This window comes from Cellulomonas sp. JZ18 (assembly GCF_009720485.1).
Taxonomy (GTDB): Bacteria; Actinomycetota; Actinomycetes; order Actinomycetales; family Cellulomonadaceae; genus Cellulomonas.
In genome coordinates, this window is sequence record NZ_CP045245.1 from 1,836,591 (window position 1) to 1,860,852 (window position 24,262).

At 74.6% G+C, this 24,262-nt stretch carries 23 protein-coding genes and 1 tRNA gene; 16 read left to right on the top strand and 8 right to left on the bottom strand.

Annotation, left to right across the window (positions count from 1 at the left end; translation table 11 throughout):
- Positions 1–23 precede the first annotated feature (23 nt).
- Positions 24–2,192, bottom strand: coding sequence for a transketolase (tkt, locus tag GC089_RS08345; protein ID WP_155377305.1), 2,169 nt, complete (start codon positions 2,190–2,192; stop codon positions 24–26).
- A 329-nt stretch (positions 2,193–2,521) separates the two neighbouring features.
- On the opposite strand from tkt, the gene GC089_RS08350 reads away from it, so the two are divergent.
- The 15 genes from GC089_RS08350 (at position 2,522) to GC089_RS08420 (ending at position 16,832) form a co-directional block, all read left to right on the top strand.
- Entirely contained in the window at positions 2,522–3,538 is a 1,017-nt protein-coding gene (locus tag GC089_RS08350) for a heme o synthase (RefSeq protein ID WP_155377306.1), read from the top strand.
- A gap of 11 nt (positions 3,539–3,549) precedes the next feature.
- Positions 3,550–4,491 (top strand): site-specific tyrosine recombinase XerD, encoded by a 942-nt coding sequence (locus GC089_RS08355; protein WP_196250869.1) that lies wholly within the window; start codon positions 3,550–3,552, stop codon positions 4,489–4,491.
- A 113-nt stretch (positions 4,492–4,604) separates the two neighbouring features.
- Entirely contained in the window at positions 4,605–5,468 is an 864-nt protein-coding gene (locus tag GC089_RS08360; protein ID WP_155377307.1) for a ParA family protein, read from the top strand.
- Positions 5,452–6,456, top strand: coding sequence for a ScpA family protein (locus tag GC089_RS08365; RefSeq protein WP_155377308.1), 1,005 nt, complete (start codon positions 5,452–5,454; stop codon positions 6,454–6,456). Before GC089_RS08360 ends, GC089_RS08365 begins: the two co-directional genes overlap by 17 nt.
- Positions 6,453–7,136, top strand: coding sequence for an SMC-Scp complex subunit ScpB (gene scpB / locus GC089_RS08370; RefSeq protein WP_155377309.1), 684 nt, complete (start codon positions 6,453–6,455; stop codon positions 7,134–7,136). Before GC089_RS08365 ends, scpB begins: the two co-directional genes overlap by 4 nt.
- A 170-nt stretch (positions 7,137–7,306) precedes the next feature.
- The gene (locus tag GC089_RS08375; RefSeq protein ID WP_370514097.1) at positions 7,307–8,041 is read left to right on the top strand and encodes a pseudouridine synthase; all 735 of its coding nucleotides are present in this window, start codon (positions 7,307–7,309) and stop codon (positions 8,039–8,041) included.
- Positions 8,038–9,147, top strand: a complete 1,110-nt coding sequence (locus GC089_RS08380; RefSeq protein WP_155377311.1) for a prephenate dehydrogenase — start codon at positions 8,038–8,040, stop codon at positions 9,145–9,147. The genes GC089_RS08375 and GC089_RS08380 overlap by 4 nt, the downstream gene beginning before the upstream one ends.
- Positions 9,129–9,845 carry a (d)CMP kinase gene (gene cmk, locus GC089_RS08385; protein ID WP_155377312.1) on the top strand — a complete coding sequence of 239 codons (717 nt, stop codon included), beginning with the start codon at positions 9,129–9,131 and terminating at the stop codon, positions 9,843–9,845. The genes GC089_RS08380 and cmk overlap by 19 nt, the downstream gene beginning before the upstream one ends.
- Positions 9,842–10,531, top strand: a complete 690-nt coding sequence (locus GC089_RS08390) for a 1-acyl-sn-glycerol-3-phosphate acyltransferase (RefSeq protein WP_155377313.1) — start codon at positions 9,842–9,844, stop codon at positions 10,529–10,531. Before cmk ends, GC089_RS08390 begins: the two co-directional genes overlap by 4 nt.
- 53 nt (positions 10,532–10,584) lie before the next feature.
- Positions 10,585–12,123, top strand: a complete 1,539-nt coding sequence (der, locus tag GC089_RS08395; protein WP_155377314.1) for a ribosome biogenesis GTPase Der — start codon at positions 10,585–10,587, stop codon at positions 12,121–12,123.
- Positions 12,120–13,292 carry a hypothetical protein gene (locus tag GC089_RS08400; RefSeq protein WP_230685152.1) on the top strand — a complete coding sequence of 391 codons (1,173 nt, stop codon included), beginning with the start codon at positions 12,120–12,122 and terminating at the stop codon, positions 13,290–13,292. The genes der and GC089_RS08400 overlap by 4 nt, the downstream gene beginning before the upstream one ends.
- Positions 13,293–13,320: 28 nt before the next feature.
- Positions 13,321–13,394, top strand: a tRNA-Pro gene (locus tag GC089_RS08405).
- A 438-nt stretch (positions 13,395–13,832) separates the two neighbouring features.
- Positions 13,833–14,831: an NAD-dependent epimerase/dehydratase family protein gene (locus GC089_RS08410; RefSeq protein WP_155377315.1), complete on the top strand. Its 999-nt coding sequence runs from the start codon at positions 13,833–13,835 to the stop codon at positions 14,829–14,831.
- Between the two features lie 199 nt (positions 14,832–15,030).
- The gene (locus GC089_RS08415) at positions 15,031–15,888 is read left to right on the top strand and encodes an NAD(P)-dependent oxidoreductase (protein WP_155377316.1); all 858 of its coding nucleotides are present in this window, start codon (positions 15,031–15,033) and stop codon (positions 15,886–15,888) included.
- Between the two features lie 707 nt (positions 15,889–16,595).
- A complete protein-coding gene (locus GC089_RS08420; protein ID WP_155377317.1) occupies positions 16,596–16,832 on the top strand; it encodes a hypothetical protein in 237 nt (78 codons plus the stop codon).
- Positions 16,833–16,873: 41 nt separating this feature from the next.
- Here GC089_RS08420 and GC089_RS08425 read toward each other — a convergent pair whose 3' ends face one another.
- A complete protein-coding gene (locus GC089_RS08425; RefSeq protein WP_155377318.1) occupies positions 16,874–17,479 on the bottom strand; it encodes a TetR/AcrR family transcriptional regulator in 606 nt (201 codons plus the stop codon).
- A gap of 114 nt (positions 17,480–17,593) precedes the next feature.
- Here GC089_RS08425 and GC089_RS08430 point away from each other — a divergent pair, with 114 nt between their 5' ends.
- Positions 17,594–18,451 carry an SDR family NAD(P)-dependent oxidoreductase gene (locus GC089_RS08430; RefSeq protein ID WP_155377319.1) on the top strand — a complete coding sequence of 286 codons (858 nt, stop codon included), beginning with the start codon at positions 17,594–17,596 and terminating at the stop codon, positions 18,449–18,451.
- A 94-nt stretch (positions 18,452–18,545) separates the two neighbouring features.
- Here the strand turns inward: GC089_RS08430 and GC089_RS08435 are convergent, their stop codons facing one another.
- The 6 genes from GC089_RS08435 to phnD form a co-directional block, all read right to left on the bottom strand.
- Complete coding sequence (locus GC089_RS08435; RefSeq protein WP_230685153.1) at positions 18,546–20,090, bottom strand: alpha/beta fold hydrolase; 1,545 nt, start codon at positions 20,088–20,090, stop codon at positions 18,546–18,548.
- 244 nt (positions 20,091–20,334) lie between these two features.
- Positions 20,335–20,955 carry a TetR/AcrR family transcriptional regulator gene (locus GC089_RS08440; protein ID WP_155377321.1) on the bottom strand — a complete coding sequence of 207 codons (621 nt, stop codon included), beginning with the start codon at positions 20,953–20,955 and terminating at the stop codon, positions 20,335–20,337.
- The gene (locus tag GC089_RS08445) at positions 20,952–21,704 is read right to left on the bottom strand and encodes a tyrosine-protein phosphatase (RefSeq protein ID WP_155377322.1); all 753 of its coding nucleotides are present in this window, start codon (positions 21,702–21,704) and stop codon (positions 20,952–20,954) included. The genes GC089_RS08440 and GC089_RS08445 overlap by 4 nt, the downstream gene beginning before the upstream one ends.
- A complete protein-coding gene (gene phnE, locus GC089_RS08450; protein ID WP_155377323.1) occupies positions 21,701–22,543 on the bottom strand; it encodes a phosphonate ABC transporter, permease protein PhnE in 843 nt (280 codons plus the stop codon). Before phnE ends, GC089_RS08445 begins: the two co-directional genes overlap by 4 nt.
- Positions 22,527–23,336, bottom strand: coding sequence for a phosphonate ABC transporter ATP-binding protein (locus tag GC089_RS08455; RefSeq protein ID WP_155377324.1), 810 nt, complete (start codon positions 23,334–23,336; stop codon positions 22,527–22,529). The genes phnE and GC089_RS08455 overlap by 17 nt, the downstream gene beginning before the upstream one ends.
- Positions 23,333–24,235 (bottom strand): phosphate/phosphite/phosphonate ABC transporter substrate-binding protein, encoded by a 903-nt coding sequence (gene phnD / locus GC089_RS08460; protein WP_155377325.1) that lies wholly within the window; start codon positions 24,233–24,235, stop codon positions 23,333–23,335. Before phnD ends, GC089_RS08455 begins: the two co-directional genes overlap by 4 nt.
- Positions 24,236–24,262: the final 27 nt, after the last annotated feature.

The window sequence follows — 24,262 nt, forward strand, 5'->3', positions numbered from 1 at the left end:
GGGACGGCCCGCCGCGCCGGGTGTCAGGCGGGCAGGTCGCCCGTGCCGGACTGGTTCGGAGCGGCGCCGGACGCGGCGGGCGCCGCGTCGCCCCGGGCGGCGGCGAGCGACTCGCGGGCTGCCTCGACGACCGCCTCGGCCGTGAGCCCGAACTCGCGGTAGAGCGTCTGGAAGTCGGCCGACGCCCCGTAGTGCTCGAGCGACACGCTGCGGCCGGCGTCACCGACGATCTTGTGCCACGACAGCGCGATGCCCGCCTCGACGGACACGCGGGCGCGGACGGCCGACGGGAGCACCGACTCGCGGTACGCCTCGTCCTGCTCGGCGAACCACTCGAGGCAGGGCGCCGAGACGACCCGCGTCGGGACGCCCGACTCCTCGAGCGCCGTGCGCGCCTCGACGGCGAGCTGGACCTCGGAGCCGGTGGCGATCAGGACGACCTCCGGCTCGCCGTTTGACGCGTCGAGCAGCACGTACGCACCGCGGGCGACGCCCTCGGCCGACGCGAAGCCCTCCTCGCCGCGCGGGAACGTCGGGACGTTCTGGCGCGTGAGCACGAGGGCGGCGGGGCCGTCCGTGCGCTCGAGGACCGCCTTCCACGCCTGCGCGGTCTCGTTCGCGTCCGCCGGGCGGACGACGGCGAGGCCGGGGATGGCGCGCACGGCGGTGAGGTGCTCGACCGGCTGGTGCGTCGGGCCGTCCTCGCCGAGGCCGATGGAGTCGTGCGTCCACACGTAGGTGACGTTGACGCCCATGAGGGCCGCGAGGCGCACGGCGCCGCGCATGTAGTCGGAGAACGTGAAGAACGTGCCGCCGTAGGGGCGCGTGAGCCCGTGCAGGCGGATGCCCGACAGGATCGAGCCCATCGCGTGCTCGCGGATGCCGAAGTGCAGCGTGCGGCCGTACTGGTCGCCGGCGAACTCGTGCGTCGAGCGCTTGGCGGGGATGAAGGACGGCTCGCCCTTCATCGTCGTGTTGTTCGACCCGGCGAGGTCGGCGGAGCCGCCCCACAGCTCGGGCAGCACGGGCGCGAGCGCGGACAGCACCTGGCCCGACGCCTGGCGCGTGGCCACGGCCTTGCCGGCCTCGAACGTCGGCAGGGCGTCCGCCCAGCCCTCGGGGAGCTCGTCGGCGCGGAGGCGGTCGAGCAGGGCCTTGCGCTCGGGGTTCGCCTCGGCCCAGGCGTCGAACTTCTCCTGCCAGGCGGCGCGCGCCTTGGCGGCACGGTCGGCGAGGGAGCGGGTGTGGGCGAGGACCTCGGGGTCGACGTCGAACGACTTCTCCGGGTCGAAGCCCAGCAGCTCCTTGAGGCCGCGCACGGCGTCGCCGCCGAGCTTCGAGCCGTGCGAGGAGTGGTCGTCCGTCTTGCCCGGCGTCGGCCACGCGATGAGCGTGCGCACCCGGATGAACGACGGCTTGTCGGTGACGGCCTTGGCGGCCTCGATCGCCGCGTGGAGCGCGTCGACGTCCTCGCGGTACTCGCCGCCCGCGGTCCAGTCGACCGACTGCACGTGCCAGCCGTACGCCTCGTAGCGCGCGACGACGTCCTCGGTGAAGGCGATCTGGGTGTCGCCCTCGATCGAGATGTGGTTGTCGTCCCACAGGACGACGAGGTTGCCGAGCTCCTGGGTGCCCGCGATCGAGCTCGCCTCGCTCGTCACGCCCTCCTGGAGGTCGCCGTCCGAGGCGATGACGTAGACGAAGTGGTCGAACGGGCTCGTGCCGGGCGCCGCCTCGGGGTCCAGCAGGCCGCGCTCACGACGCGCCGCCATCGCGAAGCCGACCGCGGACGCGAGGCCCTGGCCGAGCGGGCCGGTCGTGATCTCGACGCCCTTGGTGTGCCGGAACTCCGGGTGGCCCGGGGTCTTGGAGCCCCACGTGCGCAGCGCTGCCAGGTCCTCGACCTCGAGGCCGAACCCGCCGAGGTAGAGCTGGATGTACTGCGTCAGGCTGGAGTGGCCCGCGGACAGGACGAACCGGTCGCGGCCGAGCCAGTCGGGGTCGGTCGGGTCGTGCTGCAGGACGTTCTGGTAGAGCAGGTAGGCGACCGGGGCGAGGCTGATCGCCGTGCCCGGGTGGCCGTTGCCCACCTTCTCCACCGCGTCCGCGGCGAGGACGCGCACGGTGTCCACCGCACGCAGGTCCAGATCCGACCAGCCCACGGCCGAGGCCAGAGGAGCCTTCGCGTTCACCACACCTCATTCCCGCCCCGCGCGAGCGGGACGTCGCTGTCGAGCGTGACCCGGCACGCGCGGGGGCGGCGTCCGGGGCGCGGCCCGTCGTCTCGTGAGACGGGCGGTCCTGCGCGTCGAGCCTATAGCGCACGGCCGAGGACGCGCGGCGAGGGTCCATTCCGTGGGCAAGCGCTTTCCGCGTGAGCGGCGCGTCCTGCTGCGACACATCTCACGCCCCCGTCGCGCGCCGCTCCCCGGCCCCTCACCCCGCCCGGCGCGGGGGAGACGTACCATGACGGTGCTCGTCCCCGCCCGTCCCCGCCGCTCACGAACGGATACCCCTGCGCGTGCGCCTCACCAGCCCGTCCCTCGACGCGAGCCCCGCCGTCGCCCCCGCGGCGCACGAGGAGGTCGCTGCGTCGACGGCGGTGGACGAGGTGCGGACCGTCGGCGGCCCGCCCCCGCGCGGGGTGCTCGCGCGGCTGCGCTGGACGGTCGGCCCCTACGTCGCGCTGACGAAGCCCCGGGTCATCGAGCTCCTGCTCGTCACGACCATCCCGACGATGTTCCTCGCGGCCGGCGGGTTCCCCCCGCTCGGCCTCGTCGTGGCGACGCTCGTCGGCGGTGCCGGGGCCGCGGGCGCGGCCAACACGCTCAACCAGTACCTCGACCGCGACATCGACGCGGTGATGAACCGCACGCGACGGCGGCCGATCGTCACCGGCCGGGTCACGCCGCGCGCCGCGCTCGTTTTCGGGTCGGTGCTGGGCGTCGTGTCGCTCGCCTGGCTCTGGATCGCGGTGAACCCCGCGTCGGCGCTCTTCACGGGCGCGGCGATCGCCATCTACGTGGTCGGCTACACGATCATCCTCAAGCGCCGCACGCCGCAGAACATCGTGTGGGGCGGGGCCGCCGGCTGCATGCCGGTGGTGATCGGCTGGTCCGCGGTGACGGGCGGCGTGTCCTGGTCGGCGCTGCTGCTGTTCGGCGTCGTCTTCTTCTGGACCCCGCCGCACTACTGGCCGCTGTCGATGAAGTTCCGCCGCGACTACGCCGCCGCGGGCGTGCCGATGCTGCCGGTCGTCGCGAAGGACACGCGGGTGGCGTGGGAGATGATCGCGTACACGCTCGCGATGATCGCCTGCTCGCTGCTGCTCGTGCCCGTCGCCGGCATGACGTGGGTCTACGCGGTCGTGGCCGCCGCCCTGGGCGTGTGGTTCCTCTGGTCGTGCGTGACGCTGCTGCGCCGCGCCCAGGACCCCCAGCGCGGTCCGCTCAAGGCCATGTCGGTGTTCCACGGCTCGATCACGTACCTGACGCTGCTGTCGGTCGCGATCGCGGTGGACGTGTTCCTCCCGCTCTGACCGGCGTCGCCGTGCCCGGCGCCGACGCCCTCACCACGGCCCTCGAGGGCTACCTCGCGCACCTGACGGTGGAGCGCGGGCTCGCGCCCCACACGCTCGCGGCGTACCGCCGCGACCTGACCCGGTACGTCGAGCACCTGCGCGCGACGGGCCGCACCGCCCCCGGGGAGATCACCGAGCGCGACGTGGAGGACTACGTCCTCGTCCTGCGCACCGGCTCGGACGGCCGGGCCGCGCTGTCGCCCGCCTCGGCCGCCCGCAGCGTCGTCGCGCTGCGCGGCTGGCACCGCTTCCTCGCGCTCGACGGCCTCGCCGCGACCGACGCCGCGGCGCAGGTGCGTCCGCCGGCGCAGCCCAAGCGCCTGCCCAAGGCGATCTCCGTCGAGGCCGTCGAGCGCCTCATCGACGCCGCCGGTCTCGGGGACGGCCCCGTCCCGCTGCGGGACCGCGCCCTGCTCGAGCTCGTCTACTCCACCGGGGCGCGCATCTCCGAGGCGGTCGGGCTCGACGTCGACGACCTCGACCTGACCCCCGGGCGCGCCGCCGTCCGCCTGCTCGGCAAGGGCAGCAAGGAGCGCGTCGTCCCGGTCGGCTCATACGCGGCCGAGGCGGTCGACGCCTACCTCGTGCGCGCCCGGCCGGCGCTGGCCGCGGGCGGACGCGGGACGTCCGCCGTCTTCCTCAACACGCGGGGCGCGCGGCTGAGCCGGCAGTCCGCGTGGGCGGTGCTGCGCACGGCGGCGGAGCGCGCCGGGCTGGACGGGGCCGAGCACGTCTCCCCGCACACGCTGCGGCACTCGTTCGCGACGCACCTGCTCGCCGGCGGGGCCGACGTGCGCGTCGTGCAGGAGCTGCTCGGGCACGCCTCGGTGACGACGACGCAGGTGTACACGATGGTCACGCCGGACACGCTGCGGGAGGTCTACGCCGCGAGCCACCCGCGTGCGCGGTGACGTCCGCCACGGTCCGGCGCGGCGCGGAGGGTCGTCGCTGCGGGCGTCCCCCGCTCGGGTAGGTTGTCCCGCGAGGTGAGCCCGGAGCGGGCCCTGGGGAGCAAGGTGAGCCGATGAGCCAGGAGACGACCGAGCAGCAGCTCGACGCGGTGGGGCGTCCGCTGCCCGACTTCCCCGTCCCGGCGCCGCTCGCGTCGCACGGCCCGGCGCGCGTCATCGCGATGTGCAACCAGAAGGGCGGGGTCGGCAAGACGACGACCACGATCAACCTCGCCGCCGCCCTGGCGGAGTACGGCCGCCGGGTGCTCATCGTCGACTTCGACCCGCAGGGTGCCGCCTCCGTCGGCCTGGGCGTGAGCCCGCACGAGCTCGACCGCACGGTCTACAACCTGCTCATGGAGCGCGACGCGCGCATCGAGGAGGTGCTGCGGCCCACGGCCGTCGCCGGGCTGGACCTGCTGCCCGCGAACATCGACCTGTCGGCCGCGGAGGTGCAGCTCGTCGGCGAGGTCGCCCGCGAGTCGGTGCTCTCCCGCGCGCTGCGGCCGGTCCTCGACGACTACGACGTCGTGCTGGTCGACTGCCAGCCGTCGCTGGGCCTGCTCACCGTCAACGCCCTGACCGCCGCCCACGGCGTCCTCATCCCGCTCGAGTGCGAGTTCTTCGCGCTGCGCGGCGTCGCGCTGCTCATCGAGACGATCGAGAAGGTGCGCGACCGCCTCAACCCCCGCCTCGAGGTCGACGGCATCCTGGCGACCATGTACGACTCGCGGACGCTGCACGCCCGCGAGGTCGTCGCGCGCGTGCACGAGGCGTTCGGGGACACGCTCCTGCACACCGTGATCGGGCGGACCGTGAAGTTCCCCGACGCGACCGTCGCGGCCGAGCCGATCACCGTCTACGCGCCGACGCACGCCGGCGCGGCGGCGTACCGCCAGCTGGCGCGCGAGCTCGTGGCGCGTGGCGACGCCGCCTGACGGCGCGGCCGTCACGGTCGAGGGCGCACCGGCCGCGCCGCCGAGCGGGGCCGGCGCGGACGCCGCGGCGTCGACGCCCGCGGGCACGCACGGCTTCGAGGTGCACCTCGACGTCTTCAGCGGCCCGTTCGACCTGCTGCTCGGCCTCATCGCCAAGCACAAGCTCGACATCACCGAGATCGCGCTGGCGAAGGTGACGGACGAGTTCATCGCGCACATCCGCGCCGCCGAGCGCGCCGCCGCCGAGGGCGGGCGCGACTGGGACCTGTCGCAGGCGAGCGAGTTCCTCCTCGTCGCCGCCACGCTGCTCGACCTGAAGGCGGCGCGCCTGCTGCCGTCCGCCCAGGTCGAGGACGCGGAGGACCTGGAGCTGCTGGAGGCCCGCGACCTGCTGTTCGCGCGCCTGCTGCAGTACCGCGCGTACAAGGTCGTGGCCGGCGACCTGGGGGCGCGGCTCGAGGCGGAGTCGCGCCGGTTCGGCCGGTCCGTGCAGCTCGAGCCGCACCTCGCCGCCCTGCTGCCCGAGCTGGTCTGGCAGATGGGGCCCGAGCGGCTCGCGGCGCTGGCCGCGCGGGCGCTCGCGCCGAAGCCGCCTCCACCCGGCGTCGACATCAGCCACCTGCACGCGCCGCCGGTGAGCGTGCGCGAGCAGGCCGCGGTGCTCGTGGAGCGGCTGCGCCACCAGGGTGCGGCGACCTTCCGCGCGCTCACGGGCGACGCGGACGAGCCCGTGGTCGTCGTGGTCCGCTTCCTGGCGCTGCTCGAGCTGTTCCGCGAGGGCGCGGTCGCGTTCGACCAGGTGACGCCGCTCGGTGAGCTGACCGTGCGGTGGACGGGCAGCGCCGACGGGGACGTCACGGTCTCCGACGACTTCGACCGCGCGGCCGGTGAGGTGACGGAGGACGTGCCGGGCGCGCAGCCCGTGACGGACGCGGACGTGGTGGCGATCGGCGGGGAGCCGCAGGCCGCCGGGGAGGGTGGGCGATGAGCGAGCAGGACGCGGCCGGCGTGCCGCAGACCGGAGCCGTGGCGGCCGACGAAGCCGGCGACGTCGGCGCGCCCGACGAGCTCGCGTTCGACGTCGACGCGCTGCCGGGCGGTGCGCTCGGGGCGCTGGAGGCGGTGCTCATGGTGGCCGACGAGCCGATCCCGGCCGTGCGGCTGGCGACCGCCCTCGCACTGCCGACCGAGCGGGTCGAGGCGCTGCTGGAGGAGCTCGCGGCCGAGTACCGGGGCGAGCACGGCGGCCGGCCGCGCGGCTTCGAGCTGCGCCGCGCCGGTGCGGGGTGGCGCATGTACTCGGCACCGGCGTACGGCGACGTCGTGGGCCGCTTCGTGGTCGACGGGCAGACGTCGCGGCTGACGCAGGCGGCGCTGGAGACGCTCGCGGTCGTCGCGTACCGCCAGCCCGTGACGCGCGGGCAGGTCTCGGCGGTGCGGGGCGTCAACGTCGACGGCGTCATGCGCACCCTGACGGCCCGCGGACTGGTCGCCGAGGTCGGCACCGAGCCGACCAGCGGTGCGGTGCTCTACGGGACCACGGGATACTTCCTGGAGCGGATGGGCCTGTCGAGCCTCGACGAGCTGCCCCCGCTGGCGCCCTACCTGCCCGATCTGGAGGCGGTCGAGGGCGTGGACACGACGGACGGACGAGAGGTCGGACCATGAGCGGCGGAGGGCGCGGGCACCGCGGACGCGGGGGAGCGCCGGCAGGCGGCGGCGGAGCACGGGGCGGACGGGGCCAGGGGGCCGGTCGGCCCGGTGCACGGCGCGGGGGCGCGGGTGCCGGCGGTCCCCGTCGACCCGCGCGCCGCCCGCAGCCGGCGGAGCCCGTCGACGTGCACGACCCCGAGGGCGTGCGCCTGCAGAAGGTGCTCGCGCAGGCCGGGCTCGGCTCGCGCCGCGCGTGCGAGGAGCTCATCGCCCAGGGCCGCGTGACCGTGGACGACCAGGTCGTGACCGAGCTCGGTGTCCGCGTCGACCCGCGCACCGCGGTCATCCACGTCGACGGCATGCGCGTGCAGCTCGACACGTCGATGGTGACCCTCGCGCTGAACAAGCCGAAGGGCGTCGTGTCGACGATGCACGACCCGGAGGGACGGCCGACGGTCGCGCAGTTCATCCAGAACCGCGAGGAGAGGTTGTTCCACGTCGGTCGTCTCGACGCGGACAGCGAGGGCCTGCTGCTGCTGACGAACGACGGCGAGCTGGCGAACCGGCTGTCGCACCCGTCGCACGGGGTGGCGAAGACGTACCTCGTCGAGGTCGAGGGTCGCGTACCGGCCTCGCTCGAGAAGCGGCTGCGGGCCGGCGTCGAGCTCGAGGACGGCACCGTGTCGGTCGACGGCTTCAAGATCGTGCAGACCACGCCCCAGGCGAGCCTCGTGGAGGTCGTCCTGCACGAGGGGCGCAACCGGGTCGTGCGGCGCCTGTTCGACGAGGTCGGGCACCCCGTCACGCGCCTCGTGCGCACGCGCATCGGCCCGATCCGGCTCGGCGACCTGCGCCCGGGCCGCACGCGCGTCCTCTCGCGGACGGAGGTCGGCTCCCTCATGACGTCGGTGGGGATGTGAGCGTCGCGACGACGGGTCCGGTCCGGGTCGTCGGCACGGGGCTGCTCGGCACGTCCGTCGGCCTGGGCCTGGCCCGGCACGGCGTGCCCGTGCAGCTGCAGGACCCCTCGCGCACGGCGCTCGCGCTCGCGCGCGACGTCGGCGCCGGGCAGCCCGCGTCCGCGGACGACGCCGAGCCCGTCCTCGTCGTGGTCGCCGCACCGCCGGACGTGACGGCCGACGCCGTGCGGGACGCGCTCGCCGCGCACCCGCGGGCCGTCGTCACGGACGTCGCGAGCGTCAAGGGGTACGTGCTGTCCGAGCTGCGGGCGTCGGACGTCGACCTGACGCGCTACGTCGGCTCGCACCCGATGGCCGGGCGGGAGCGCTCGGGCCCGTCGGCGGCCGTGCCCGACCTGTTCCTGGGCCGGCCGTGGGTGATCGCGGACTCGGGGTCGTCGTCGCCCGAGGCGCTGCTGACCGTGCGGCACCTCGCCGTCGACCTCGGTGCCGTGCCCGTCGCGATGGACGCGCACGAGCACGACGCGGCCGTCGCCGCCGTCTCGCACGTGCCGCAGATCGCCTCGAGCCTCGTCGCGGCCCGGCTGCGCGGGCTGGACGACGCCGCGCTCGGCCTCGCGGGGCAGGGGCTGCGGGACGTCACGCGGCTGGCGGCGTCCGACCCCGCCCTGTGGACGTCGATCCTCGCGGCCAACGCGGACGCGGTGCGCGCCGTGCTGGCCGGGCTGCGCGACGACCTCGACGTGCTGCTGGACGCGCTCGACCTGGCCGCCCGCGCCGACGGGCCGGAGTCCGTCGAGCTGGGCGCGCTCGCGGCGATCGCCCGGACCATCGCCGACGGCAACGCCGGCGTGGCGCGCGTGCCCGGCAAGCACGGCGGGGCCACCAAGCAGTACGCCGAGGTCACGGTGCTCGTGCCGGACCAGCCGGGCGAGCTGGCGCGGCTCATGGGCGACGTCGGCGCGGCGGGCGTGAACATCGAGGACCTGCGCCTCGAGCACGCCGCCGGGCGCCCGGTGGGGATGACGGCGATCTCGGTGCTGCCCGCGCGCGCCGAGCACCTGGAGGCCGAGCTGACGGCTCGGGGATGGAGGCTGGTGAGGTGAGCACCGTCGTGGCGGTGGACGGCCCGTCGGGGTCGGGCAAGTCGAGCGTGTCCAAGGAGGTGGCGCGCCGGCTCGGGCTGGCGTACCTCGACACGGGCGCGATGTACCGGGCGGCCACGTGGTGGTGCCTGGACCGCGACGTGCCGCTGACGGACGTCGCGGCCGTCGCCGACGCCGTGCGCGGCCTGCCGCTCGACATGGGCGTGGACCCCGACGACCCGACCGTGCGCGTCGGGGGCGCCGACGTCACCGCGGCGATCCGCGAGACGCGCATCTCCGCCGCCGTGAGTGCGGTCGCGACGAACCTCGACGCGCGCGCCGAGCTCGGCCGGCGGCAGCGCGCGGTCATCGACGACGAGCGCGCGGGCGGCTGGTCGCAGGGGCGGGGCGTCGTCGCGGAGGGCCGCGACATCACCACCGTGATCGCACCGGACGCCGACGTGCGCGTGCTGCTCACCGCGAGCGAGGAGGCGCGCCTGGCGCGGCGCGCGCGCGAGCTGCACGGCACCGACGACGCCGACGCCGTCGCCGCGACGCGCGACCAGGTCGTGCGCCGCGACGCCGACGACTCGACCGTGGTGCAGTTCCGGGTCGCCGCGGACGGCGTGGTGACGGTCGACTCCTCGCACCTGGACCTGCCCGGCACCGTGCAGGCCGTGCTCGACGTCGTCGAGCGGACCCTCGCCGGTCGACCGTGAGCGTCGGGCGCGACGCCCACCCCGCGCCGGCCCCCGTGCCCGGGTGGGCGCTGGGCATCGGGCGGTTCCTCGCCCACGGGCTCTGGGCCACGCAGGTGCTGGGCGCCGACCGCGTGCCGCAGGACGGGCCCGTGCTCGTCGCGGCCAACCACGTGTCGATCGTCGACGGGCCGCTGCTCGTGGGCGCCGCGCCGCGGGCGCTGCACGTCCTGGTGAAGCAGGAGATGTTCCGGGGGCCGGTGGGCGTGGTGCTGCGCAGCGCCGGGCAGATCCCCGTCGACCGCGAGATGGGCCGCCCCGCGCTGCAGAGCGCGCTGGCGGTGCTCCGGCGCGGGGACGCCGTCGGCATCTTCCCCGAGGGCAACCGCGGGCGCGGCGCCGTCGAGGACGCACGGGCCGGGATCGCGTGGCTCGCGGTGCACTCCGGCGCGCGGGTCGTGCCCGCCGCGATCCTCGGGACGCGGCGGACGGGGGAGTCGCTGGGGCACCTGCCCGGGCCGCGGCGCCGGTTCGTGGTCGAGTTCGGCGAGCCCCTGGACCTCGCGCGCGAGGGCGTCAGCCGCCGCGAGGCGATCGCGCTCGGGGCGCAGACCGTGCGCACCGAGCTCGCGGCGCTCGTCGCCGGCGCGGCCGCCCGCACCGGCATCGGGCTGCCCGACGACGACCCGCGACGCCGTCCCGCCTGACGCCGACGCGTCCCGTGGCGAGCCGCGGGCGGCGGACGGGGGAGAATGGCCGCATGAGCCAGCCCGACCCGACCCTGCCCGCGCCCGCCGCCGACCTCGACGACGCCGCTGCGGTGGACGAGACCACCGGGCCCGTCGCCGACCTCGACGAGACCGAGGAGGACCGCGCGCGCGAGCGCGCGCTGCGCGCCGGCCTCGAGGAGTACGAGCTCGCCGACGAGGACCTGGCGCTGCTGGGCTCGGGCGCCGAGGGCGACCTGGACGAGGGGGCCGAGGCGCCGCTGCCGGTGCTCGCCGTCGTCGGGCGTCCGAACGTCGGCAAGTCGACCCTCGTCAACCGCATCCTCGGGCGGCGGGAGGCGGTCGTCGAGGACACGCCCGGCGTCACGCGCGACCGCGTGAGCTACCCGGCCGAGTGGTCGGGCCGGCGCTTCACGCTGGTCGACACCGGCGGCTGGGAGGTCGACGTCGCGGGGATCGACGCGCGCGTCGCGCAGCAGGCGGAGGTCGCGATCGAGCTCGCCGACGCGGTGCTGTTCGTCGTCGACGCCACCGTCGGCTCCACGGACACCGACGAGCAGGTCGTGCGGCTGCTGCGGCGCTCCGGCAAGCCGGTCGTGCTCGTCGCGAACAAGGTCGACGGGCCCGCCGTCGAGGCCGACGCCGCCATGCTGTGGAGCCTCGGGCTGGGGGAGCCGCACCCCATCTCCGCCCTGCACGGGCGCGGCACCGGCGACCTGCTCGACGCGGCCATGGAGGCCCTGCCGACCGAGTCCGCGCACGGCGTCGTGCTGCCGGAGGGCCCCCGGCGCGTCGCCCTGGTCGGCCGTCCCAACGTGGGCAAGTCGTCCATGCTGAACAAGCTGGTGGGCTCCGAGCGCGTCGTCGTCGACGACACCGCCGGCACGACGCGCGACCCGGTCGACGAGCTCGTCGCGCTCGGCGGCAAGCCGTGGGTGTTCGTCGACACCGCCGGCATCCGCCGCCGCGTGCACCAGACGTCCGGCGCGGACTTCTACGCGTCGCTGCGCACGCAGGCGGCGATCGAGAAGGCCGAGGTCGCGGTCGTGCTCGTCGACGCGTCGCAGCCGATGACCGAGCAGGACATCCGGATCGTCCAGCAGGTCATCGACGCGGGCCGCGCGCTCGTCGTCGCGTACAACAAGTGGGACCTCATGGACGAGGACCGCCGCCCGTACCTCGAGCGCGAGATCGAGCAGCAGCTCGTGCAGGTGCAGTGGGCGCCGCGCGTCAACGTCTCCGCCCGGACCGGCTGGCACACCGACCGGCTCGTGCCGGCGCTGGAGCGCTCGCTCGAGTCGTGGGACACACGCATCCCCACCGGCAAGCTCAACGCGTTCCTCGGCGAGCTCGTCGCGGCGCACCCGCACCCGCTGCGCGGCGGCAAGCAGCCGCGCATCCTGTTCGCGACGCAGGCGTCGACCCGCCCGCCCCGGTTCGTCATCTTCGCGACCGGCTTCCTCGAGCCGCCCTACCGCCGGTTCATCGAGCGCCGACTGCGCGAGACGTTCGGCTTCGAGGGCACACCGATCTCCCTCTCGGTGCGTGTGCGGGAGAAGCGGCGGCGGTGACCGGGGCGCGGGAGGGAGCAGCGGCGGCGCGCGAGGCGACCGTCCACCTGCTGCTGCGCGTCGGGCTGCCGCGCGACCCCCGCGCGACCCGGCACCTCGGCACGTTCCTGGCCGTCACGGCGGCGACCGTCCTCGTCACGCGCGCGCTGCTCGCGGCGTCCGGGTACCCGCAGCTCGGGGGCGAGGGCCTGCACATCGCGCACGTGCTGTGGGGCGGGCTGCTCATGGCGGTCGCGTTCCTGCTGCTGCTCTCGTTCCTCGGACCGGTGCTCCGGCCGATCGGGGCCGTGGTCGGGGGCATCGGGTTCGGGCTGTTCGTCGACGAGGTCGGCAAGTTCGTCACCGACGACAACGACTACTTCTACGAGCCGACCGCCGCGATCATCTACGCGACCGTCGTGGCCCTCGGTCTCGTGGTGGAGGCGCTGCACGGGCGACGTCCGCGCGACCCGCGTGAGGCGCTGGCCGGGGCGCTCGACGACGCCGTGGCCGGCGTGGTCGGCGGGTTCACGCCCGACGCGCGCAGCCGCGCGTGGCGGCGGCTCGAGGAGGCCGGCGAGGTGCCCGGGGCCGCCGAGACGGCGGCGCTGCTGCGCGCCGTCCGCGAGGACCACGAGGAGCTGCCCGACCCCGTCGCCGCCGTCGCCCGCGGGACCGTGCGCGTGCTGCACGTGCTCGTGCGGGCGCGGTTCGTGCCGTGGGTGGCCGTGGTGCTGCTCGTCGGGACGGCCGGTGTCACCGTCACGCGCGGGCTGCTGGGCTGGGGGGAGCTCGGTGGGCTGTGGTGGGTGGCGGCCGGCGTCGTGGTGAGCGGCGCTGTCGGCGTCGCGTTCGCCGTCGTCGGCCTGCTGCGGGTCGGTCGCGACGCCGTCGAGGGGTACCGGTGGTTCCGGCGGTCGGTGCTGGTCAGCCTGCTCGTCACGCAGTTCTTCCTGTTCCGCCTGTCGGAGTGGGACGCGAGCTGGGGACTGCTCGTCGACCTGCTGCTGCTCGGCGTCGTGAGCGCGGAGCTGGCGGTCCTGCGCCGTGCGGCCGAGGAGCGGGGTGCGGCGACGGAGACGGGTGCCCGGACCGACGCGCTCGCGGCGGAGGCTCCCGCCGGCGGCGTGACGGGCGTCGCCGACACGGCCGCGACGACGGACGCGAAGGGCACCCGACAGGTGCGGTAGAGTTCTGGACGGCCCTCACGGGGGCCATCGGGCTGTGGCGCAGCTTGGTAGCGCACTTGACTGGGGGTCAAGGGGTCGCAGGTTCAAATCCTGTCAGCCCGACGTATCAGGCCTGGTGAGACGCGAGTCTCACCAGGCCTGAGGAGTCTCTGGACATGCTCGACCCCACGAGAACCCCGCGTTTTCGCGGCTCGACCCGGGGCATGCGGCGGTCGGTGCCGACGCTGGCCCACAGGGTTGTGCGCCGAGTCGTCTCGTCACCGCCTCGCTCGCACACCAGCCGGCATGGGCACCCATCCGCGCCGAGCCACCGAGCTGCAGCTCTCCGGCGCTGGTTCCGCCGGCCTCGAACCGCTCCTGACCACCGAGCCGTCGGCCGAGTACGTCGGCGTCCCTGTCGTCGTGAAGGAGCGCACCGAGCTGGTTCGCGGCTCGGAACGTCGGGGAGGCGTCCGTGGCACGGAGGAGACCGAGGACGTCCACCTGGAGGTTCTGCCGGGCGCCGGGCGGGCTCGGAGCGCAGGTCCCTATCCTGCGACCATGGCACTGCGCGCGCTGTTCATCGGCGGGACCGGCATCATCAGCACGGAGGCGGCCCGGCGGGCGGTCGCGGAGGGCGTCGAGCTCACCCTGCTCAACCGCGGGCGGTCGACGACGCGTCCGGTGCCCGACGGGGCCCGCGTGCTCCACGCCGACGTCCGCGACCCGGAGTCCGTCCGCGCCGCGCTGGGTGACCTCGAGTTCGACGCCGTCGTGGAGTTCACGGCGTTCACGCCCGAGCACGTGCAGGCCGACCTCGACGTGTTCGCCGGGCGCACCGGGCAGTACGTGTTCATCAGCTCCGCCTCGGCCTACCAGACGCCGCCCACCCACTTGCCCGTCGTCGAGTCGACGCCGCTGCGCAACCCGTTCTGGGAGTACTCCCGGAACAAGATCGCGTGCGAGGACCTCCTCGTCCGCGCGTACCGCGACACCGGCCTCCCGATGACGATCGTGCGCCCGTCGCACACCTACGACGCCACGCTCGTGCCGATGGACGGCGGCTGGACGGTCGTCGACCGGATGCGCCGCGGCCTGGAGGTCGTCGTCCCCGGCGACGGGACCTCGCGCTGGACCATCACGCACAGCGCCGACGTCGCGGTCGGGCTCGTCGGGCTCCTGGGCCGCGAGGAGGCGATCGGCGAGGCGTTCCACATCACCGGCGACGAGGCGCCGACGTGGGACCAGATCTACCTCGCGATGGCCCGCGCCGCCGGCGTCGACGAGCCGCGGCTCGTCCACGTCGCGTCCGAGGCGATCGCCGCCGCCGACCCGGAGCTCGGCGCCGGGATCCTCGGCGACAAGGCGCACACGATGATCTTCGACAACACGAAGATCCGGCGGCTGGTCCCGCAGTTCTCGCCCCGCATCCCGTTCGCGCAGGGCGCTCGCGAGATCGTCGCCTGGCACGAGGCGGACCCCTCGCGCCGGGTGGTCGACCCGCAGTTCGAGGCGCTCACGGAGCGCCTGCTGGAGGCCTACCGGCCCCGGCCCTTGTGACGGCTCGAGTCCCCGGCCGCCTCATCGGCGCGGCGAGCCCTGCCGTCCATACGACGCTCACCCGCCGCCGGCAGGGACAGCCGTGATGTGATGTGGCGATGAACCTGTCTCTCCACGCAACCAGGAGGCCGCCGCACCCGGGAGCGCCCGCGCAGGCCCTCGAGGCGCTGGTGCCGACGTCGCACTGGGGGTTCGGCGCATGAGCCGCGTCGTCGTGACCGGCGGGAGCGGCAAGCTCGGTCGCGCGGTCGTCGAGCACCTGGCGACGCACGGGTACGAGGTGGTCAACGTCGACACGGCGCCCCCGCCGGCGGGCCAGCCGGCGCTCTTCACCCGGGTCGATCTCACCGATCTCGGCGAGGTGACCGAGGCGCTCACGGGGATCGACGACCGGTACGACGGTGTCGACGCGGTGGTGCACCTCGCGGCCATCCCCGCGCCGGGTCTGCGCCCGAGCGGTGCGACGTTCGCGAACAACGTCGTCGCCACCCACCACGTGTTCAGCGCCGCACGCCGCGCCGGCATCAAGAACGTCGTCTGGGCGTCGAGCGAGACCGTCCTCGGGCTGCCCTTCGAGACGCCTCCGCCGTACGTCCCGGTCGACGAGGAGTACGCCGTCCGCCCGGAGAGCACCTACTCGCTCGGCAAGGCGGTCGAGGAGGAGATGGCCCGGCACTTCACGCGCTGGGACCCGGAGCTCAAGCTCATCGGCCTGCGCTTCTCCAACGTCATGGAGGTCGGCGACTACGCCGCGTTCCCGGGCTTCGCGGCCGATCCGCGCAGCCGGATCTGGAACCTGTGGGGCTACATCGACGCGCGCGACGGGGCACTCGCGGTCCGGCTCGCTCTCGAGAGCGACCTGCGCGGGTTCGAGGCCTTCATCATCGCCTCGCCCGACACGGTGCTGGACCGCCCGTCGGCGGACCTCGTCGCCGAGTACTTCCCGGACGTCCCCGTGACGCGCCCGATCGAGGGCCGCGAGACACTCCTCTCCATCGACAAGGCACGTCGCCTGCTGGGGTACGAACCGCAGCACACGTGGCGCGACGAGGTCTGAGGTCCTGCGCCCCGGGGGTGGGGCCGTCCATCGCGTCCTTCGTGTGCCCGGTGCTGCCGACGTCCATGCAGGGCGTGACCGCTGGGCACCGTGGACGACCGCCCGGTGACAGCGGGCGATGTCGCGCGCCTGGGGAGCCCCGCTGCGGTAGCGACGACGTCGACCTCCACGCGCGCACGGGTCCCGGACGGTGCCGCTCGAAGGCTGGGCCGGCGAGCTGGGACGCGTCCGTGCGCCGGCGGTCGATGGTCGGGAAGATCCGGCGACGCTGAGCCGTGGGTGCCCGCGGAGGGAAGCCGCCCGTCCGACGGGTGCAACGGGCACGGCGCGCGAGGCAGACCTGGGCTCGACGGTGGCACGCTGACCACCATGGACGACGCCTCGGACAGCCGTGCCGAGGTCAGCTGGGGGGACCTGATCGGCGAGATCGGCCTCGCGCGGGTGCGCCTCGACGTCGAGGTGCCGGAGATCTACCCGCTCACGATCGCGCGCGTGGGGGCGGACCACGGGCAGCTCGCTGCGGCGGAGGAGCGTCTGGGGCACGAGCTGGACCCCCTTCATCGTGCGCTGCTGGCGCACGCGAACGGCTGGGAGGAGTTCTTCGTCCACACCGACCTCCTGTCGACCGACCAGCTCGGCGCGCCCGGGGTGTGGTCCCGTGCCCGTGACCTGCTGGCGTACGTCGAGGAGGACTGGCCCCCGGGTACGTGCCGCCGCTCGACGACCTCGACGTCCTCGGGGCGAGCACGAGCAGCGGCGACATGTTCCTGCTGTGGCGTACCGGGCCGGTCACCGACGGCGGGCACCCGGTGCTGTGGCTCGGGTCGGGGCAGCGGGTCGAGCAGTGGGCGAACGTGGCGCTGATGCTCGCATCCGTCCTCGCGTACACCCGCAGCACCGTCGACGACGTCGTCGGGAGGCGACCTCCGTTCGACCGCTTCTAGGAGGGGTTCACCACCGCCGCCAGGACTGAGGCCGGTCCGGCTCAGGGCGCAGGCCGTCGGGGCCGCAAGCGGCTCAGCGTCGCGTCCAGGAGGGCGTCGACGTACTCGTCCGTCACAGGGCCGCTGCGCAGCAGCCACCGGTTGAGGACGGGGCCCCAGATGATGTCGATCGCCACGTCGAGATCGAGGTCGTCCGCCAGCTCACCGGCCTCCTGCGCGCTGCGCAGGCGCTGTCGCTTGGCGTCGCGCAGGGGGCCGTCGAGCCGTTCGTGGTACGAGGCGGCGAGCGCCTCGTCGTGCGCGACCTCGGTCGCCAGCGCGCGCATCGGCTCGGACAGGCGCGGGTCGTTCAGCTCCGCGACGGTCGCCTTCAGCACCAGGGCGAGGTCGGCACGCAGGTCGCCCGTGTCGGGGAGCCGCGGCCTCTCCCCGCTGCTCGTCTCGCTGAGGAGCAGGAACGCGTCGAAGAGGACGGCGGCCTTCGAGGGCCACCACCGGTAGATCGTCTGCTTCCCGACGCCGGCCCGCGCGGCGATGCCCTCGATGCTCAGCCGGGCGTAGGGGACCTCCTGGAGGAGGTCGAGCGTGGCGGTGAGGACGGCGCGGCGTGAGCTCTCGTTGCGGCGGCCCGGGTCGGGGTTCGGCATGGCGACAGGGTAGCGCGAGCGAGACGAGACGTTGCGTATTGCCATACCGGGCGCAGATGCCCTACGGTCGAGGGCAACGAGACGCGACGTCTCGTCTTACTCCTGGGAGAGCCGATGACTACGTCGACAACCGCCACTCGGACCTGGTTCATCACGGGCGCCAGCCGCGGCATCGGGCGCGCCCTTGCCCGGGCAGCGCTCGAGCGCGGCGACCGCGTCGTCGCCGCGGCACGGACGGCGACGGCCGACGTGTTCGACGCCCGGCACCGTGAGCGGGTCCTCGCACTGCGCGTGGACGTCACCGACAAGGGCGCGGTCGACACCGCCGTGTCCGCCGCCGTCGACCACTTCGGACGCCTGGACGTCGTCGTGAACAACGCCGGCACCATGTCCACGGGCATGGTCGAGGAGTTCTCCGAGGCGCAGGCGCGCGCCCAGCTCGAGGTCAACTTCTTCGGCGCGCTGTGGGTCAGCCAGGCGGCGATGCCGCACCTGCGCAGGCAGGGGTCCGGGCACGTGCTGCAGGTCTCGAGCATCGCCGGGCTGGGCGGCTTCCCGAGCACCGGCCTGTACAGCGCGAGCAAGTTCGCGCTCGAGGGCATGAGCGAGGCGCTCGCGATGGAGGCGGCTCCGTTCGGTGTGAAGGTCACGATCGTGCAGCCCGGCGGCTACTGGACGGACCTCTACACGAGCATGACGTCCGCGACGCCGCTCGACGCCTACGACCCGTTGCGCACCGAGCTCGAGCGGCAGTGGGCCGAGGGGTCCGTGGACAGCGACCCGCGGCTCGCCGCCGAGGCGATGCTCACCGTGGTCGACAGCGACGAGCCCCCGCTGCGCCTCGCCCTCGGGAGCACGACCTACGACCTCGCGCACCACGTCTCCCGGCAGCGGATGGAGACGTGGTCCGCCTGGGAGGAGGTCAGCCGCGCCGCCGAGCACGCCGTGGCTCAGCCCGGCACCGTCGGCTGACGGGCGGCAGGGACCCGCGAGAGCGACCACGACCCGTGGAGGAGAGACCCCGCGCTCTCCACCACGCGCGCCGGTCACCGCTCGGCGACTGCGGTCACCGAGCGGTGAGGTCGGTGCAGTAGACGTCGTGGTCCGGCAGCCGACCGGTCGTCAGGAACGCCACCGTCGCCTCGTCGACGCAGGCGGAGCCCTGGTGGAAGACGTAGTGCCCGCCGTTGTCCGCGCCGACGAAGGCCGCTCGCTCGCCCAGGACCTCGTCCAGGCCGAGGCCGTCCTCCCACGGTGTGGCGTTGTCCCTGCGGTTCTGCAGGATCAGCACGTTGCGTGGTCCGCTGTCGGTCACGCGGACGGGCTCCTCGACGGGCTCCGGCCAGAACGCGCACGCCCAGATGTTGGCCGGCATCCCCGCGCTCAGCGGCCAGGTCGCACGGTCCTCGGCGGTGCGGCGCGCGTACTCGTCGACGTCGTCCGACCACGGGGCGTCGCCGCAGGTCAGCGCGAGAAACATGGTGGCCTGGTTGTCTGCCGGCACGCCGGGGGCCGACGGCGGCGCGGCGAACACCTGCTGCAGGACCTCGCGGTCCGCCTCGGTGAGCGTGCCGTCGGCCAGCCCGGCGGCGGCCCTCCAGAACTGCGCGAGCACCGGGAGGGTCTCGTCGTCCAGCAGGAGGCTGTAGGTGACGGTGCGCAGGACCGCCCCCGTCAGGGTGAGCCCGGCACCGGGGACGGGCGCAGGGGTCCGGTCGAGGCGGTCGGCGAGTGCGAGGTAGGTCCGGGTCACCTCGTCGACGGTGCCGCCCAGCCCGAGCTCCGCGTGCCGCGCTGCGGCGACCCGTGCCGCGTCGGGGAAGCGCTCCGACATGGCCTTGCCCCAGTTGTCCGTCGCGTGGGCCCAGACCTTCGTGGGGTCGACGTTGCCCTCGAGGACCATCCGGTCGGTGCGCTTTGGGAACAGCGACGCGTAGACCGCCCCGAGGTAGGTGCCGTAGGACTGTCCCCAGTAGGAGACCTTCTCCTCGCCGAGCGCCGTACGGATGCGGTCCATGTCGCGGGCCGTGTTGGCGGTGGTGAAGTGCCGGAGCTTCTCGCCGGCGTTCGTCGAGCACCGTTCGGCGTCGCTGCGGGCGTCCTCGACGTTGGCCGTGATCGAGCCGTCCGCGGCCGGGTACGGGAAGAGGCCGGCAAGCGACGGGTCGTCGAGGCCGCAGCTCTGCGGGGTGCTGTGCGCGACCCCGCGCGGGTCGAAGCCGATCAGGTCGTACGCCGCCAGCACCGACGGTGGCAGGGTCGGCGCCACGACCGCCGGTGTGTCCAGGCCCGGCAACGCGGGGCCGCCCGGGTTCAGCAGCAGAACCCCGCGGCGGTCGCGCGACGTCGCCGTCGGCAGCGTCGACACGGCCACCTCGACGGTCTCGCCACCGGGGTCCCGGTAGTCGAGCGGAACCGTCACCGTCGCGCACAGGAGCCGAGGGTCGCGACCCGCCCCCTCGGCCGGCGCCGGGCACGTCCCCCAGGCGATGGGCGGTGTCGCGTCCCCCTCGCCGGCGGCCGGTGGTGCGTCCTCACGCGTCGCCTCCGCCTCCTGCGCGGGACCGCACGCCGCCACCGCGGCGACGGTGAGCGCCACCGCGACTGCCACGTCGCGGACCCTCCGGGGCAGACCGGCTCCCGCCGGCCGCTGCACACTCGTCATCGCCCTCGTCCTCCAGCTCTCTGCGTCCCGCGACCTGGTGTCGCCGTCGCCGGAGAACCTACGGAGGACGAACGCGACCGGAGTCCCCCCGGTGTGGACACCTCTCGTGGTCCTCATGGGGGACAGCGGCCCCCGCGCGTCGCACCGTCCCGCCGTGACCCGGCCCGCAGCGCGGGTGCCGCGAGCAGGTCTACGCCTCCATCCCGCGCCAGACGACGTCGAACGCCGCGCGCAGCCGGGCCTGCGTGGCGGCGTCGTCGAACCGGTCCCCGCGGACCACGACCTGGTAGTACGCAGCGCCTGCCATCGCGTCGAAGCACGCGGCGACGTCCAGGTCGGCCCGCAGGACGCCGCGCTCGACGCCGGACCGCAGGGCCCTCTCCAGGGGCGCGCGGCGCAGCGCCACGTGCGACGTCCAGTACGCCTTCTGCAGGGCGCGGTCGCTCATCACGAGCCGGATCCGCTGGCGGAAGCGCGCCTCCGGGTAGCCGACAGCGGTCACGGACGTCGGGCCGCCGAACATCGCCGCGTACACCGTGGCTCGCAGGTCGCCGTCGTCCGGGAGCTCCGGCGGCACTGTGCGCCCGACGTCGAGCGCGGCGGCGATGAGGGTCGTCAGGGAGGGCCAGCGCCGGTAGAGCGCGGCCCGGCTCACGCCGCTGCGGGCGACGACCCGGGCGACGGTCACGTCCTCCTCCGCGTCGATCAGCGCGAGGGTGGCGGCGACGATCTGCCGGTCGAGCTCCTCGTCGCGCGGCCGGCCGGGGCCGCGACGGGTCACGTCCCCGGCCGTGCTCGTGCCCGTCGTCATGCGGCCAGCGCCCGTGCCCGGAGCCGGGCGGTCGTCTCGGCGCCGAGGCCGGCGTCGCGCAGCGGGGTGAGCGGGTCGCCGTGCCGCTCGCGCAGCCGGGCGAGCATGAGGCGCATCGACACCTCCATCGACCCCTCGAGCAGGTTCGCCGTGCCGAGGACGTCGGGGTCCAGGTCGAGCGCGGCGAGCATCGCGCCCATGAGCGGCCGCGTGCGCGCCATGACCGCCGGCATGTTCGCCGCCGTGCGGCCGTAGTCCGCGACCACCGCGTCGTCGTCGGCGCCGAGCGCCAGGAGCAGCGTGGCGGCGAGCACGCCGGTGCGGTCCCGGCCCGCCGCGCAGTGGAACGCCGTCGCACCGGTGGTGTGCGCCATGACGGCGAGCGCCGTGACGAGCTGCGGAGCGGCGTCCTCGACCATCCGGACGTACATCTCGCCCATGCCCTCGTGCGTGAACCCGCCGGCGACGGAGTCACCGACGCTCGCGATCAGCGGCAGGTGGTGGTAGCCCACCGGGTGCGCGGCGAGGGGACCGCGGCCGGTGACGCGCACCTCCGCGGGCGACCGGAGGTCGATCACGGCGGTGAGCCCTGCCTCGACGAGCGCGGACGCGTCCTCGGCGGTGATCGTCGAGAGGTCGTCCGCGCGGACCGCGAAGCCCTCCCGGACGCTCCCGCCGTCGACCGGGATGCCGCCGAGGTCGCGCAGGTTGACCGGCGCACTGAGGGCGATGTCGGTGGTCGTGGTCATGTGATCCTCCTCCGGATCAGGGCGCTGCCCTGGTCGATCACCGTGACCAGCACGATGATGCAGATGGTGATGGCGCTGAGGTGCCCGTAGTCGTACATCCGCATCGCCGTGGTGAGCTCCAGACCGATGCCGCCCGCACCCACGAGGCCGAGGATGGTCGCGCCGCGCACGTTGCCCTCGAAGAGCAGGAGGGTGTACGAGACCAGCAGCGGCGCCGCCTGGGGCAGCACCCCGTACTGGACGACCTGGCGCCTCGGCGCACCGACGGCTTGCATGGCGACGACCGGGCCGCGGTCGACGGCCTCCATCGCCTCCGCGAAGACCTTGCCGATCGACCCCAGCGAACCCAGGGTCATGGCGAGGATGCCCGCGAACGGGCCGAGGCCCACGGCCGAGACGAACATGAGCGCGAACACCAGGTCCGGGACGGACCGGATGACGTTCATCGCCCACCGGGCCGGGTAGTAGAGCCAGCGCGGCGCGATGTTCGAGGCCGCCGCGACGGCGACGAGCAGCGACAGCACGGCGCCGAGGACGGTGCCGACGACCGCCATCTGCAGCGTCTCGACGAGCAGCTCGACGATGATGCCGAGCTTCGAGAAGTCCGGCGGGAACAGGCGGGACAGGAACTCGGCCATGTTGACCGAGCCCTCGCCGAGCTTGACGACGTTGAACTCCGCGCCGCCCATGGACCAGAGCAGCACGGCGGCGGCCAGCGGGAGCCCGACGAGGAACCGCGTGCGCGGGACCGCGAACGCGCGCTCGAGCCGGGCGCGCTCCTCGGGTGGCAGCGGAGGCGGTGCCGTGCGGCGGGCCGGGGTGTCAGAGGTCGTGGTCATGTGCGTCGTCCTGCTCCTCGTACAGGGCGGCGAGCGCCCCGGCGTCGGCCTGCGCGACGGGTGAGTCCACGAGCACCCGCCCGTGCCGCAGGCCGACGACGCGGTCCGCGTGCTCCAGCGCGAGGGGCAGCACGTGCAGGCTGACCAGCACGGGGATGCCGTCCTCGGTCGCGATCTGCCGGAGCAGGCGCAGCACCGACCCGGCGAGCCGGGGGTCCAGCGACGCGACCGGCTCGTCCGCGAGGATCACGCGGGGCCGCTGCATCAGCGCCCGGGCGATCGCGACCCGCTGCTGCTGGCCGCCGGAGAGCGACCGGGCGGGCTCCTTCGCCTTGTCCGCGATGCCCACCCGGTCGAGGAGCTGCATCGCGCGGACACGGTGGGTGCGGGAGAACCCGCCGGCCACGTTGATCGCCCCGGCCTCGTGCAGCGCCCCGGTGAGCACGTTGGTCAGCACGCTCAGCCGCGGGATCAGGTGGAACTGCTGGAACACCTGGCCGACGTCGGAGCGCAGGGCGCGCAGGCCGCCGCGCGGCAGGTCCGACAGGTCGTGCCCGGCCACCCGCACCGTGCCGTGGGCGATCGGGGCGAAGCCGGTGAGGCTCTTCATCAGCGTGGACTTGCCCGACCCGGAGGAGCCCAGCAGCGCGACGGTCTCGCCGGCGCGCACGTCCAGGTCCACCCCGTCGAGCACGACGTGCGCGTCGTAGGCGACCCGCAGGTCGCGGACGGTGACGAGGGGGAGCGCCGGCACGTGCGTCGGGGCCTCGAGGACGGTGGCCGTGGCCGTCACCCGAGGTCCTCGAGCTCGACGCCGGCGACCGCGGCGATGTCGGCGAACGACGCGAACGCGCTGGGCTCCGGCGCGATGACGACGTCCAGGCCGGCGAACGACCCGTACGCCCCCAGCGCCTCGGCGTTCCCCGCCGAGAAAACCCGGGGGAGCGCCTCCTCCAGCAGCGTGCGGGTCTCCTCGTCCAGGGACTGCCGGGCGAGGACCGTGCCCTGGATCGCCATGGACGGGCTCTCGCCCACCGCCCGCCACTCGCCGTCCGCGAACGGGAACACGGGCGCGCCCATCTCCGTCAGCATGACGGCCGTGCACGCGGCGTCGACCTGGCCCTGCTGCAGGGCCGCGAAGCTGCCCTCGTGGCCGCCCGAGAAGACGGCCTCGTAGTCCTCGCCCTGCTCCAGGCCGGCCTCGTGCAGCATGTAGACCGGCATGAAGTAGCCGGAGCTGGAGGCCTGGTCGGCGAAGGCGACGGTCCTGCCCGCGAGGTCCTCGACGGTCCGGACGGGGGAGTCGTCGAGCACCACGCAGGTGGACACGGGGTCGTCGCTGCCCTCCCAGGCGAGCAGCGCGTCGACCTCCCCGGTGTTGACGGCCAGCGCGGAGGGGAAGCCGCTCATGATGCCGATGTCGACGTGGTCGGCGCGGATCGCCTCGACGACGCTGAGGTAGTCCGGCACGTCGGTGACCTCGACCTCGCGGCCGGTCTCCTGCTCCAGGAGCTCGACGAGGGCCTCGACGGGGTTGACCTGGGTCGGGTCGTCCGAGACCGGCAGCGTGGCGATCGTGATCGGCGCGTCCGCGTCGGCGGGCGCCGCGTCGGCGGTGGCGTTCTGGCACGCGGCCAGGGTGAGGGCGGTGATGCCGAGCATGCCCATCGCGGGGAGCGAGTAGCGGCGCATCGGGGTGGCCTTTCGGGAGGGCGGGGC